Genomic DNA, 14199 nt, shown 5'->3' on the forward strand with positions numbered 1-14199 from the left:
AGTCTGTACGTTTTTTTCAACAGTGATCATTGTGGTACAATCAAGAACAGAGAAAAAGAGAGCGGAAAGGATTACGTACATGACGAAACCGAACATTCCTGTAGAAAAAAATCAATTAATTGAGGTCACCTTTGAAGATTTAACTCACGACGGAGCGGGTGTAGCAAAAATTAGCGGTTATCCGTTGTTTGTTCCCCGTGCTCTTCCTGGAGAAACGGGAAAAATTAAAGTCGTGAAAACGAAGAAGAATTTTGGCTACGGACGATTATTGGAAATAACTGAGGAAAGTCAAGACCGCGCCGAACCACCATGTCCGATTTTTGAACGGTGCGGCGGCTGTCAGCTTCAGCATTTAAGCTATGAAGGACAGCTTAAGCAAAAAGAAAAATATGTCCGAGAAGTGTTAGCCCGTATTGGTGGTCTCACGCAAGTAAAAGTCCACCCGACAATTGGAATGGACGAGCCGTGGCGCTACCGTAATAAAGCACAAGTACCTGTCGGCGAAGATAGAGGAAAGATCATTGCTGGTTTTTACGCTGAGCGAAGTCATCGCATCGTTGATATGCCGAGCTGTGCGATCCAGCATGAATTGAACGATGATGTCGTTCAAGTCGTCAAAAAAATTGCGAAAAAGTATGGCATTCGCGGCTATGACGATGAAAAACATAAAGGAACCCTTCGTCACATTGTCAGCAGGCACGGGAAAACGACCGATGAGCTAATGGTTGTCCTCGTCACGAAAGGGAAAGAACTCCCGAACAAAAAGAACATCATTGAGGATATACGAAACGAGCTGCCAAACGTCAAATCAATTGTGCAAAACATGAATCCGAAGCGTACAAACGTTATTTTTGGTGATAAAACGGAAGTCCTTTGGGGTACTGAAGTTATTCACGATTATATCGGTAATATTAAATTTGCCATCTCAGCACGTTCGTTTTATCAAGTAAATCCTGTTCAAACGAAGGTGTTGTATGAGAAGGCGCTTGAATATGCGGACTTGTCTGGAAGTGAAACAGTCATTGATGCTTATTGCGGGATTGGAACGATCAGCCTATTCTTAGCGAAACAGGCGAAAAAAGTGTTAGGAGTAGAAATCGTTCCTGAAGCCATATCGGATGCGAAAAAAAATGCGAAGCTGAACGGCATCGAAAACGTTGATTTTGCTGTTGGGGAAGCAGAAAAAGTGATGCCATGGTGGTATGCTCAAGGTGTCCGTCCAGAAGTGGTCGTCGTCGATCCGCCGCGTAAAGGCTGCGACGAATCACTGCTCGAAACGATGGTAAACATGAATCCGGAGCGGATCGTCTACGTATCATGCAACCCGTCAACACTTGCCCGCGACTTAAAATACCTTCAAGCAAACGGCTACGAAACGAAGGAAGTTCAACCCGTCGACATGTTCCCACAGACAAATCACGTTGAGTGCGTCTCGCAGATAGTTTTAAAAGAAGAAGCAGGAACCCAATAAGGGTTTCCTGCTTCTATTCAATTGTTGTTGGTGCGGAAAATCGATAGTGAATTCTTATCGTACCATCTTCTTTAACATCAATCCGATTTATCAAACGGTGTAAGATGTCAGAAGTTAGTTCATCAAAGTTAAGAAAGTGAAGTAGCTCCTGTTTTAGCTTGTCGATATTATCGACTAGCTGTTCCTTGTCTATTGACGAAACCAATTTACTCTGTTTCATCACTAAGTCATTAATCTCAATATTATTAGCTTCTACATTGTCACGATAATCTTCATGTGTGATAAGTTCATCAGCCAGCATATTGACAAATTTTCTTTTTCTATTTCTTAAAATTTCAATTTGTTTTGTGACCTTGTTAATTTGTTTTTGAATGCTGACTTTTGACTTTTTAGACTTTACCTCAAGTTGCTTAATATAATGTTCCTTATCAATTTTGTTAACTAATGTGTTAATGTCCGACAAGATTGTATTTTTAAGGACTTTTTCCTTTACGGCGTGGTGAGTGCAGGCTTTACTACCATGACGTGCATAATTTCCACAGATATATCCTTTTCTATTGCTTCGATACCACAATGCCTTACCACAGTCATTACAATACAAGATGTTTGTGAACAGGTGTTTCTTCGGTGCAGTAATATACTTAGTTCTTATTTTCATCTGGTTTTGCACAGCGTTGAAAATATCTCTTGGGATAATGGCTTCATGTGCATCCTTTTGTATTATTTGATCATCAGGTTCAATTTGTTTTCGTTTTTTGCTTGTAACGCTAACTGTGGTGGTTCGTCCTTGCACTAAGTCACCAGCATAATGAGGATTGCTAAGAATAAGTTTTATTGTGGAATCATTCCACTTATCCCCTGCATTCTTTTTTCCTGCAGACTCTGCTGGTGTGGGTATATCATCATTGTACAGGCGTCTGGCTATACTTTGTCGTCCGCTTCCGTTAAGGTATTCATTAAAAATTCTTCTAACCACTTCAGGAGTATCGTCGTCCTTAATGGATAATTTGCCGTCCTTAACTTCATACCCATAGGGAGCTATTGAGCCTTTAAATAAGCCTTTATTAGCCCTAGTTCTAAGTGTTTCCTTTACACGGTTACTAGTGTTTTGTGACTCCTGTTCATACATCCAAGCATATAGCCCAAACATGTTTGTATTTCCATCTAAAGTGTTAATTGCATTGTCCAAAGTGATGATGTGGATACCTTGATTCTCGCATAAATTTTTGATTTTATACGATAACTCTCCATTACGGGCTAAGCGAGAAAGCTCTTTTGCTAAAATGATATCAAATCTTTTATCTTGGGCATCGTCGATCATTTTTTGAAGGTTTTTTCGTTTGGCCGTAGTTCCAGTTTGGACATCTACGTAGAACTCATAGATGTCCCACCCCTTTTCTTCAATATACCTGTAGAAAAGATCTTGTTGGTATTTTAATGAAGCTTTTTGTTCTTCTTTGTCAGTTGAAACTCGAATATATACTGCACATCTCATATTTCATCTAATCCTTCCCATGTTTTTTGAGATGTAGCAGTGTTTACCTTATCTGCATTATTGACAATCTCATCGATTTTATTATTGATAATGGAATTCATTAGCTCATTAAACGCAATTTTGGGGTCAGTATACATACGTTCTGCAACAGTTTTAATTCTTCTGCTCATCGCTACTAGTCCCCTTTAGATCCTCCAAAATAACCAAATCAACACCATGTTTTTTAAACCACTTTCTTATATAAAATATATGGGAACTGTCCCGGGATAATCTTTCGATAGTATCAATAACGACCTTATTAATAACTCCTTTTTCAACAAGTAAAGATAATTCATGGAATGCCGGTCTTTCAAATGGAAGAGTAGCACCTGAAACACCAACGTCTTTAAAGGACAATAACGTATTGGAATTATTGGGAAAATACCCCTCTACCTTTCGTTGTTGATTTGTAATGTTCACTTTCTCCTTGGTAGCTGATCTATAATAATTTGCAACTGTATAAACTGTTTTCATTCTAAAAATCCTTTCGTCATTTATTAATTGATTCAAATAATTTCAAAATAAAAAATCCGCAAAGAATTTAGCCATGTGAATGGCAAAACTTTGCGGATTTCGCTTTTTACATATTAATTTTATTTTCCCTTATTGAAGGGGGAGTGTTACTTTAACTATAAATTTGATTTCGGTAATCTTCGAGGTAAATTCTTAGTTCCCTTTCAAAAGCAAGTTGTTTTTTATTAATAAGTTGTCTTTCACGTTGTAAGTTGCGGTTTATCCTCATATAAGATACAACTTTTTTGGACTTTTTCTCTGTCACTTTATCACAGCCTTTCCTGTTGTTTTGTAAATTAGGTTGTTGCGGAATACATTGTAGCTTCGGATCGTAATATTTGAAGTCTTTTTTTAAAAAAATAAGATTTTTTATGAAAGGTTATCTATTCTTCATGAGATTATCTGGATTAGAACACGTACCTTCTGTAATAATCCTTATCCCTATCAAATTGAATATATTTCTACTATTAGTGAGATAATGATAATAAGTTGTTCAGGTGGGTATCACCTTGGGTAAACATTTATCTCTCAGGTGAATGTCCACTCTTAATTTGAATTTAGCGATCAAAAGTAGGCTTCTCATTAATTTTTCGAATTTTTGAGAAGCCTCTTTTGATGGTTGCTTCACTCTCATTCTCGACAATTGGTTCAGATCCATATAGCTTTGTATCTTTTGTATAAATGTTCGATTTTCTGACCAGAATGAAAATATAGCTTTCGGTAATTTAACCATCGAAGTATCCTTCGCTGTTTGGAAAATCGAATGGTTACCCCCAAAAGGCCTTGAGAATAAGGGTTTTTGGGAGTAAGGGTGTTGTTTTTCATCTTTAGATTAATGAACATTCGGTTGTTTAACCAGTCATATCTTCCTGTCTTTGTATTTTTTCGGTTATATAACCAGTCATATTTTCTAATGATACAAAGGGAGAAAGCCTATAGCTGATTTGTAAGTCCTTATTCTTTTCAAAATCAATGATGACTTCTTCAAAGTACATAAGGAACAAAGTCCTTAATTCAATGTTGTGAAAGTTTAAAAGGGACTCTGTAAGCAAGTCTTGAAATAAATACGGTAGATCTCTATCATCGAGCAATGTATTTATTTCTGTTAACGCGTTATTTATATAGGACATTTCATCCTGTAAATGACGTGCTGTATCTTTAAAGATATCAGCTAAATGATTGTTCTTTGCTATTTCATCTGCATATAATTTTTCATTTAATAGAACTTTTTCCTGTTGTTTTTTGATTTTATTCTTAGCCTTGTTTAATTTTATGCACCAGCTTTTAAGTTGCTCCCTTGCAGAAGAAACAAATGAAGGAAGCTGCGAATTCCATTTCTTTTGAAGATTGTTTAGAACAGATTGATGAACTTTTGCAATAGGAACTGATACTTTACAACTTAAACATCTGTAAACCAAGTATTTGCCTTTTTTATTTTTCGGCGAATTATCTTTAGCTGCAAGTTGTGAATGGCAACTTTGACATCTAATAATTCCCCGAAGGTAGTAGGGTGTTTCAAATTTACCGAACCTTTTCTTTAAATCATTCGTTTGTTTTGCGAGATGAATGATGAGCGGATTAACTATTGGATCATGAACCTGTGTGAACAATTCAATTTCTTCATCTGGTTTCGGTTTACTAATTTCGTAACTTGTCCTAACATTCCATGCTAAATCACCTGTATATACCTTGTTACTCAAGATATACCCAATAGTACTACCGTTCCAATGTTTAATTTCTTTAGTAGTAATCGAGCTTTTATTTAATAGATTCGCAATTGATAAATGAGTATGTCCCCAACTTGCTAAATGAAATATTAATTCTACAACTGGGGCATCTTTATTAGGATATAGAACTCCATTTTCCATATCATACCCTAGAGGGGTTTTGGAACCGGGACGTTTTGGTTGTCCATTTTGCTTTAACAAGACTTCTTGTGCATCCTTTGCACGTGTTGATTTAATTTCTGATTCTTCTGCAGCAAAAACAAGTTTAGCTTGTATTAGGGCGTTGTCAGGATCCCATTCTCCTTCATATTGTGTGCTGAAAAATTTAGTGTTGGGATATTGATATTTAATATGAAGATAGAATTCATTGTAAAAGTCGGTAATACTTCTAGTTATCCTTGATTCCTCATAAAAGCAAATAGCTTCTGCACCTGCTTCAATATCTTCAAATACTTTTTGGATACCTTTTCGTTTTAGAACATTGTTATGAAACGCACTTGTAGCCTTGTCTGTTCGCCAATTTATTATTTCAATGTTTTCTTTATCTGCTAACAATTGTATTTGTTTTTTTTGTATTTCTAAGGAGTGATTACCATCTTGTCTTTTATCCGAATAGCGAAGGTATGCAATCCCCTTTATTTTTTTCATGATCCGCTCACATCTTTCATGAATTTTGAAAGAAATAAATCAACGCTTACATAGTTTTCATGAATAGTAACCTTATCAACTAATAGCTCCACCAATTTAATAAAATCTTGTTCAGAAAAAGTAACATCCATTTTAGATAACAAACTATTAACTTCCTTAGTATCATGTTTAAGTGCTTCTAGTCTCGACTGATCATGGCTTAATTGTTTATACTTGTCTTTTAAAATTGTTATTTTATCAATAAGTGGATCCATTAATGATTTGTTGTCCAAGCCAAGGGTGCATAGTTTTAAAGAATATTTTAAATAATCTTCACTAATGTTTTCTAAATTGCGTGACAAACTATTCTCTTGTTTTTTTATGCCATCTATAATTAATCTTTTAGCTACAGTAGGGGTAATCGTTTTTGCGTTTTCCTCTACAGTCTGTTTGACAATCTGATTTACTTCTTCCACATTAATGGATACCCGTCTGTGGTTTGAGCTGCAAACATAGTAGCCAATATCAAACAACTCTTGTTTCTTATGCTTCATTTGTTTCCCGCAACTACCACAAAACGGAATAATCATACGCTGTTTACTAAGTTCTAATATTTTGATTTGGTATTTATCATAAAAAACATCTAATTGTTTTCGAGCTGCAAGAAATGTTTCCAAGGTGACTATAGGTTCAACATGTGCCAGTTCTTGAAAGCCATTTTTTGTTTCTAAATGTGCAGTATAAAAAGGATTTGATAGTATTTTAAGAATCCTTTCAGGGTTTTTTATGACTTTCTTATGTTGAACGAGTAAGTTAAAGAATCCATCTTCATTTTGAACCGAACTAAAGTCAATGAATAAGGACCTGATATGGTCCCGTTTCTGTTGATCAATTATGAATGTTACTTGATCTTGATCCTTTTTTCGTTTGTAACCATAAATATTTGTCGGGAACTGTTTTCTAGCATCAGCTGTACGTGTGCGGATATTTTCTCCTTCCATCTGACCGAATATCGCATAAAATGCTTCCAAAGCTAACTTATTACTAAATGGTGGTTCATCACTTGCCGTGAAAACAACGTTAACACCATGTTCGATAAATATTTTTGTAATATCAGCTCCCTCGTAAAAATTTCGATAGATTCGGTCTCGTTTGTAAAAAATAACACTATCAACTTTATTGGATTGAATTAAACGTATTAGTTCCATAAGCTTTTCTCTTTTAGACATATGGAGTTTAAGAGCTGATACGTCATGGTCATTTAAATAGGTGATATACTCTTCATCACCGCGGTAACCTTCAGATTTTAGATATCTCTGTGCTGCTGAATTTTGTAATTCAAGACTTTGATTTGCCGAGCTAACACGGTTATAGACAATAATTAATTTCTCTTCTTTCATTTTCATATCCTTTCATTATCTTTTTCACTAATTAATACAGACCGAAGCTTTAAATCACTTTTTGAAACATGCTCAAGAAGAGTTTTTTCAATTAAGCGTTGTAACCATATTTCTGAATCTGTTGCTAATTCTTCGGAGTAAGTTACTTTTACTACCCTACATTGTTCGTTCATTATTAATCCCTCCAGTGGAAATGATTTGTATCATCTTTGACTCGAAGGGCTTCTTTTATACTGTTAGTAAGTTACTTCACTTTTGAATTTTCATATACATCAAGGGATAATTGAATACTTTGAATTTCATTACAGTTAGCATTTTGTCTCAGCTTAACTATTGTCTTTGTTTCATGACCGGGTATTTTTAATTTCTTTATGATTTTGTTCATTTTTTCTTCCGTGTTGATGGATAAACATATTCATTACAGGCTTGGATATTCCAACGCTCTCGCATTGTTCAAGGCATTGTTTTAGCCAAGTGTTTGATTTACCCTTCACTTTGGTGTCCTCCTTTCCAATCTAATTTCAATGCTCTTGGCCTCAAGCGTTAGTCATCTTACTTTGGATATCTTAATATTCTTATAGGTATAAAGAACTATTTTGTGTAGGTTATATGAAATAGCTAAGTGATTGGACTATGTAGTTATCTCAGTAAAAACCTATGAAATTATATCTATTATTAAAGTTTTCTAAGTTATTATGATGTATAATTATTGTTGGAAATGTCATGGAAATGGCAAGGGGTATTAGGGAAGAATAATTCAATTAATTAATATAAATATATGTTAGATATAGATAACAATGGGGGCTTTATTAATGGTTAAAAAGAAACAGGATAAAGAAAAAAGTATGGAAGAAACTCTATGGGATTCCGCCAATAAATTAAGAGGTTCTGTTGAGACATCAGAGTATAAACACGTCGTATTAGGACTTATCTTTTTGAAATTTGCCAGTGACAGTTTTGAAGAAAGAAAGGCAGAACTAATAGATGAAGGAAAGGAAAGATATGTTGACATGGTAGAGTTTTATACCATGAAAAATGTCTTTTATCTACCTGAAAAATCTCGATGGAACTACTTGGTGGAAAACGCAAAACAAGAAGATATTGCATTAAAAATTGATACAGCACTTTTTACTGTAGAGAAAAATAACCCAGCTCTAAAGGGCGCATTACCTGATAACTATTATTCTCGACTAAATCTGGATGTTAATAAACTTGCATCCTTAATAGATACAATAAATAACATCAATACCCTTAAAGACAAGCAACAAGATATTGTTGGTCGTATTTATGAATATTTCCTTAGCAGGTTTGCATTGGCGGAAGGAAAAGGTAAAGGAGAATTCTATACTCCTAAAAGCATCGTAAATCTTATTGCTGAAATGCTTGAACCCTATAAAGGTAAAATTTATGATCCAGCGTGTGGCTCAGGTGGTATGTTTGTACAGTCGGTAAAATTTATTGAATCCCATCAGGGAAATACAAAAGATATCTCGATTTATGGACAGGAATACACAACTACAACTTACAAACTGGCAAAGATGAACCTTGCGATAAGAGGGATTTCAGCTAATCTTGGAGAAACAGCTGCTAATACTTTCTTTAATGATCAACATAAGGACTTGAAGGCAGATTATGTAATGGCCAACCCTCCATTTAATCAGAAACAATGGAGAGCTGAAAATGAATTAACAGAAGACCCGCGTTGGTCAGGGTACGAGGTGCCGCCTAAAGGTAATGCGAACTATGCTTGGATTTTAAATATAGTATCTAAACTATCGGAGAATGGTGTAGCTGGATTTTTATTGGCAAACGGTGCATTAAGTGGTGGTGGCGATGAATATAAAATACGTAAAAAGTTAGTTGAAAATGATTTGGTAGAGGCTATTCTTGTCTTACCTATGAATATGTTTTATACAACAGATATAAGTGTAACCCTTTGGATACTAAATAAAAACAAGAAGGCTAGAACTATTGAAGAAAATGGGGAATTAAAGAAATATAGAAGCCGTGAGAATGAAATTTTATTTATGAATTTACGGGATATCGGTGTACCGTTTGAAAAAAAATATATTCAGTTTACTGAGGAAGAAATTAAAAGCATTGCTGACACTTATCATAATTGGCAACAAGTAGGTTTTGAAGAGAAATACGAAAATGTAGCAGAATTTTGTTATAGTGCTAGTTTTGAGGAAGTAGCTAATAAAGATTTTTCATTAGTTCCAAGTAAATACATTGAGTTTAAAGATCAAGATGAAGATATTGATTTCGACAATAAAATGAAATCACTGCAAGGTGAATTTACTGAATTATTAAAGGCAGAGGAAAGTTCTAATAAAGATTTACTTGTACTTTTTAAGGAGTTAGGCTATGAGATCAAACTATAAAAGAATAGGAGATTTTATAAGAAAAGTAAATGTACGAAACACTGAACTTAATGTAACAAATTTGATGGGTATAAATATTGATAAATTTTTTATGCCTTCTGTAGCTAATACCGTTGGTACAGACATGTCGAAGTATAGAATAGTAAAAAAGGGACAATTTGCTTGTAACAGGATGCATGTTGGAAGAGATAAACGATTGCCCGTGGCGTTATCAAAGGAACAAGATATTATTGTATCTCCAGCTTACGATGTTTTTGAAATAATAGATCAAGAAGAGCTTAATCCGGATTACTTGATGATGTGGTTTTTACGTGAAGAGTTTGACAGAAATGCATGGTTTTATACTGATGCTGATGTACGAGGGGGGTTAAAGTGGGAAGATTTTTGTAATATTCCGATTCAGGTACCTACAATTACAGAGCAACAAGAAATTGTAGAGGAGTTCAGAGTATTTGATCATAGAATAAGCTTGAATAACAATCTTATACAAAAATTACAAGAAACTGTACAGGTAATCTATAAACAGTGGTTTATTGATCTTGAATTTCCTGATGTTAATGGTAACGCCTATAAATCGAGTGGAGGAGAAATGGATTTTAATGCTGAAATGGATAAGGATATACCACGGGGGTGGAAAGTTACCCCATTAAATTCCATATGCACTAAAATTGGGAGTGGAGCAACCCCGCGAGGTGGAAAGGGTAGCTATCATAATAAAGGCATTTCTCTAATAAGAAGTCAAAATGTATATGATTTTGTTTTTTCACCTAAAGATATTGCCTATATTGATGAAAATCAGGCAAAGAAACTTACAAATGTTAAGGTAGAAGAAAATGATATTTTGTTAAATATCACTGGTGTATCCGTAGCAAGGTGTTGTAAAGTACCAAAATTTACCTTACCTGCCAGAGTTAATCAACATGTCATGATAATTCGTCCCGAGGGCGATTTAAATTTGAACCACTATTTACTGTCTTTACTATGTTATTCAGAAAACAAGTCAAAGTTATTAGGAATTAGCCAGTCTGGATCAACAAGAGAAGCAATAACAAAATCAGAAGTTGAAAATTTCAAAATTCTACTCCCAACGAATGAAGTGCTTAATGATTTTGAAAAACGTATACGTTGTTTTATTGAATTGATTGACATAAAGGTTTTACAAAATGAAAAGTTACGTAATCTCATTAAACTACTTTTATCAAGACTTGCAAAAGCAAAGGAGGTGGAACAGTGAAATTCACAGAGGAATCCTTAGAGCAGGCTGTCATAGAACTTTTTGAAACTGAAGACTATCTGTACCATAATGGCACCCATATCCATAAGGAAATTAACGATGTACTGCTACGTGATGACTTAAAAGCATTTTTACTCAATCGTTATTCCAATGATGATATTACACTTAATGAGATTGATAGTATTATTCGACAAATGGAAGTGCTACCTGCATCAACTCTGTACGAAAGCAATAAAGCCATTATCAAAATGATCTCTGATGGATTTGTTCTGAAACGAGAAGACCGTAGCAAAAAAGATTTATATATACAGTTGATAGACTTTGAAAACTTAGAGAATAATCTATTTAAAATTGTTAATCAGTTAGAGATACAAGGATATGAAAAACGTATTCCTGATGCAATTGTTTATGTAAATGGATTACCTCTTGTAGTAATAGAATTCAAGAGTGCTGTTAAAGAAAATACGACAATAAAGGATGCCTTTACACAGTTGACAGTCCGTTATCAGAGAGATATCCCTGAGCTTTTTAAGTATAATGCATTTTGTGTCATTAGTGATGGAGTAAATAATAGAGCTGGTTCGTTATTTGCTCCATATGATTTCTTTTATGCATGGCGGAAAATAGAAGGCAATGAATCATTTGGAAAAGATGGCATTGATTCTCTGTATACGATGGTAAAAGGTCTATTTAACCAAAAACGTTTTCTAGAAGTGGTACGTCACTTTATTTATTTCCCTGATACAAGTACTAAAAAGGAAAAAATTGTTCCGCGTTATCCGCAATATTATGCAGCATCAAAATTACTAAAGAGTATTAAAAGGAACATGAGGCCACAGGGTTCAGGTAAGGGCGGTACGTATTTTGGTGCTACGGGGTCTGGTAAAAGTTATGCCATGCTCTATCTTACAAGGCTGTCCATGAGAGATAAAGACTTACACAGCCCTACTATTGTCTTGATATCAGATAGAACCGATTTAGATGATCAACTTTCAACTCAATTTACAAATGCCAAGAATTTTATTGGAGATGATCAAGTAATAAGTGTAGAAAGTCGGGAAGATTTAAAATCTTACTTACAAAACAGAAAAAGTGGTGGGGTATTTTTAACCACTATTCAAAAGTTTAACGAAGATATCGATTTACTAACCGATAGAAACAATGTTATTTGTATTTCGGACGAAGCACACCGTTCACAAACTAATCTTGACCAAAAAATAAAGATCACCAAAGATGGTGTCGAGAAGAAATATGGTTTTGCCAAGCATTTGCACAATTCTTTACCTAACGCGACCTATGTTGGTTTTACTGGAACGCCAGTAGATGCAACAATAGATGTATTTGGGGAAGTAGAAGACGCATATACAATGATCGAAGCAGTATACGATGAAATTACAGTACGGATTGTGTATGAAGGAAGAGCGGCCAAAGTTAATTTAAATGAATCTAAAATACAAGAAATTGAAGAGTATTATAAAGTATGTGAAACCGCTGGAGCTAACGAGTATCAGATAGATGAAAGTAAAAGAGCAGTAACCCAAATGGACATTATTCTTGGGGACCCTAAACGGTTAAAATTAGTAGCTGAAGATTTTATAGAGCATTATGAAAAGAGAATTGAAGAGGGTGCAACTGTTAAGGGTAAAGCAATGTTTGTCGCTTCTAATCGGCATATTGCTTATGATTTATATAAGGAAATTCTTGCATTACGTCCAGAATGGGCAGAAGTAAAAGCTTGTGATGAAAATGAAGAACTTACTGAGAGTGAAAGAAAAGAAATTAAACCAATGGAAAGAATTAAGATGGTTATGACGCGTAATAAAGACGATAGTAAAGAGCTATATGACCTGTTAGGTACGAAAGAATATAGAAAGGAACTAGATCGGCAATTTAAAAATGAAAAATCAAACTTCAAAATAGCAATTGTTGTTGATATGTGGCTAACGGGATTTGATGTACCTTCACTAGATACTATATATATTGATAAACCTATTCAGCGACATACATTGATTCAGACAATTTCACGAGTAAATCGAGTTTATGAGGGTAAAGAAACTGGTTTAGTCGTTGATTACTTTGGAATTAAAAATAATCTAAATTTAGCAATGAAGCAATATGGGGTAGTAGAAGGAGACAATTTTGATGGTATTGATAAGGCAGTTGTAATTGTTAAAGACCAGCTAGATTTATTAGCAAAAATCTTTTATAAGTTTGATAATACTGCTTATTTTCAGGGAACACCATTGCAACAGTTACAGTGCTTGAATCAAGCAGCAGAATTTGTACAGCAAACGGAACAATTAGAAAAACGCTTTATTGCAATAACGAAGAAACTCCGCTCTGCATACAATTTATGTGTTTCTAGTGAAGAGATAAGCCAAATAGAAAGAGATTATATTCACTATTACCTAGCTATAAGATCCATTATTCATAAACTAACAAAGGGAAATGCTCCGGACACCGCTCAAATGAATGAAAAAGTAAGGCTAATGATGGAAGAAGCATTAATAAGTGAAGGAGTAGAAGAAGTATTTAAGCTAGATAAAAACGACCCGAAAAATAGTGCGGATCTATTTAGTGGTGAGTATTTGGCTAAAATCGATAAATTAAAACTGCCAAACACTAAGATTAAGCTTCTGCAAAAGCTATTGTCAAAGGCAATAGAGGAATTTAAGAAGACTAATAAAATGCAAGGTGTTGACTTTTCTAAACGATTTAAGAAATTGGTCGATCACTATAATGAAAGAAATGACTTCCAAGCTTTACAAAGTGATGTATTGGATGATGTTGCAGAACAATTTGCCGATTTGTTTTCAGAATTAATAAAAGAACGGGATTCTTTTAAGGAGTTAGGAATTGATTATGAGGAAAAGGCCTTTTACGATATCCTCAAAGCAATTTCCGAGAAATATGAATTTGAATACCCACACGATAAACTTATTAAATTATCGCAGGAAGTTAAGGCAATTATTGACGATAAAGCAAGGTATACTGACTGGTCAAGTCGAGACGATATTAAGGCAGAGTTAAAAGTTGATCTTATTATAACACTTGCTGAAAACGATTACCCTCCTGTACCTAAAGATGAAATTTTTAAAGAGATATTTGAGCAGGCAGAGAATTTTAAGAAGTATAGGGAGTAACCATACATGCAGCTTTTAAGTCAAAGAAGAGATGCTTGTGCATCTCTTCTTTGTCAGACATACAAGTTGCACTAACAACTTATTTTAAAGTATTGCCAACACTAGGTGAATTTATAAGTGAGTCAAATACTGTTATTTCTAATTGACAATAATAGACAATAAATTC

Annotated in this window: 11 protein-coding genes; 4 read left to right on the plus strand and 7 right to left on the minus strand. The window is 34.5% G+C overall.

Annotation, left to right across the window (positions count from 1 at the left end; translation table 11 throughout):
* Positions 1 to 79 precede the first annotated feature (79 nt).
* Positions 80 to 1471: a 23S rRNA (uracil(1939)-C(5))-methyltransferase RlmD gene (gene rlmD / locus CD001_RS08310; protein ID WP_096187053.1), complete on the plus strand. Its 1392-nt coding sequence runs from the start codon at positions 80 to 82 to the stop codon at positions 1469 to 1471.
* A 13-nt stretch (positions 1472 to 1484) separates the two neighbouring features.
* On the opposite strand, the gene CD001_RS08315 is transcribed toward rlmD, so the two are convergent.
* From CD001_RS08315 to CD001_RS26350, 7 genes are all read right to left on the minus strand, one after another.
* Positions 1485 to 2966, minus strand: a complete 1482-nt coding sequence (locus CD001_RS08315; RefSeq protein ID WP_096187054.1) for a recombinase family protein — start codon at positions 2964 to 2966, stop codon at positions 1485 to 1487.
* Positions 2963 to 3136, minus strand: coding sequence for a hypothetical protein (locus tag CD001_RS26340; RefSeq protein WP_179298663.1), 174 nt, complete (start codon positions 3134 to 3136; stop codon positions 2963 to 2965). The genes CD001_RS08315 and CD001_RS26340 overlap by 4 nt, the downstream gene beginning before the upstream one ends.
* Complete coding sequence (locus CD001_RS08320) at positions 3120 to 3479, minus strand: recombinase family protein (protein ID WP_096187055.1); 360 nt, start codon at positions 3477 to 3479, stop codon at positions 3120 to 3122. Before CD001_RS08320 ends, CD001_RS26340 begins: the two co-directional genes overlap by 17 nt.
* An 890-nt stretch (positions 3480 to 4369) precedes the next feature.
* Positions 4370 to 5893 (minus strand): recombinase family protein, encoded by a 1524-nt coding sequence (locus tag CD001_RS08330; RefSeq protein ID WP_096187057.1) that lies wholly within the window; start codon positions 5891 to 5893, stop codon positions 4370 to 4372.
* A complete protein-coding gene (locus CD001_RS08335; RefSeq protein WP_179298664.1) occupies positions 5890 to 7272 on the minus strand; it encodes a recombinase family protein in 1383 nt (460 codons plus the stop codon). The genes CD001_RS08330 and CD001_RS08335 overlap by 4 nt, the downstream gene beginning before the upstream one ends.
* Before the next feature lie 2 nt (positions 7273 to 7274).
* A complete protein-coding gene (locus CD001_RS26345; protein ID WP_179298665.1) occupies positions 7275 to 7445 on the minus strand; it encodes a hypothetical protein in 171 nt (56 codons plus the stop codon).
* Positions 7446 to 7616: 171 nt separating this feature from the next.
* Complete coding sequence (locus CD001_RS26350) at positions 7617 to 7766, minus strand: hypothetical protein (protein ID WP_179298666.1); 150 nt, start codon at positions 7764 to 7766, stop codon at positions 7617 to 7619.
* A 318-nt stretch (positions 7767 to 8084) separates the two neighbouring features.
* Between CD001_RS26350 and CD001_RS08340 the strand changes: the two genes are divergently transcribed.
* From CD001_RS08340 to CD001_RS08350, 3 genes are read left to right on the plus strand one after another with little or no spacing between them, the layout of a single operon-like run.
* Positions 8085 to 9656: a type I restriction-modification system subunit M gene (locus tag CD001_RS08340; protein ID WP_096187059.1), complete on the plus strand. Its 1572-nt coding sequence runs from the start codon at positions 8085 to 8087 to the stop codon at positions 9654 to 9656.
* Positions 9640 to 10890: a restriction endonuclease subunit S gene (locus tag CD001_RS08345; protein WP_096187060.1), complete on the plus strand. Its 1251-nt coding sequence runs from the start codon at positions 9640 to 9642 to the stop codon at positions 10888 to 10890. Before CD001_RS08340 ends, CD001_RS08345 begins: the two co-directional genes overlap by 17 nt.
* On the plus strand, positions 10887 to 14033 hold the full coding sequence (locus CD001_RS08350) for a type I restriction endonuclease subunit R (RefSeq protein ID WP_096187061.1): 3147 nt from the start codon (positions 10887 to 10889) through the stop codon (positions 14031 to 14033). The genes CD001_RS08345 and CD001_RS08350 overlap by 4 nt, the downstream gene beginning before the upstream one ends.
* The last annotated feature ends 166 nt before the right edge of the window (positions 14034 to 14199 follow it).

This window comes from Evansella halocellulosilytica (assembly GCF_002335745.1).
GTDB classification, from domain to species: domain Bacteria; phylum Bacillota; class Bacilli; order Bacillales; family Salisediminibacteriaceae; genus Bacillus_CA; species Bacillus_CA halocellulosilytica.

Coding starts and splice junctions, on each gene's coding strand:
- CD001_RS08345 (WP_096187060.1), top strand. CDS start 9,640: ATGAGATCAAACTATAAAAGAATAGGAGATTTTATAAGAAAAGTAAAT.
- CD001_RS08330 (WP_096187057.1), bottom strand. CDS start 5,893: ATGAAAAAAATAAAGGGGATTGCATACCTTCGCTATTCGGATAAAAGA.
- CD001_RS26345 (WP_179298665.1), bottom strand. CDS start 7,445: ATGAACGAACAATGTAGGGTAGTAAAAGTAACTTACTCCGAAGAATTA.
- CD001_RS08320 (WP_096187055.1), bottom strand. CDS start 3,479: ATGAAAACAGTTTATACAGTTGCAAATTATTATAGATCAGCTACCAAG.
- CD001_RS26340 (WP_179298663.1), bottom strand. CDS start 3,136: ATGAGCAGAAGAATTAAAACTGTTGCAGAACGTATGTATACTGACCCC.
- CD001_RS08315 (WP_096187054.1), bottom strand. CDS start 2,966: ATGAGATGTGCAGTATATATTCGAGTTTCAACTGACAAAGAAGAACAA.
- rlmD (WP_096187053.1), top strand. CDS start 80: ATGACGAAACCGAACATTCCTGTAGAAAAAAATCAATTAATTGAGGTC.
- CD001_RS08335 (WP_179298664.1), bottom strand. CDS start 7,272: ATGAAAGAAGAGAAATTAATTATTGTCTATAACCGTGTTAGCTCGGCA.
- CD001_RS08340 (WP_096187059.1), top strand. CDS start 8,085: ATGGTTAAAAAGAAACAGGATAAAGAAAAAAGTATGGAAGAAACTCTA.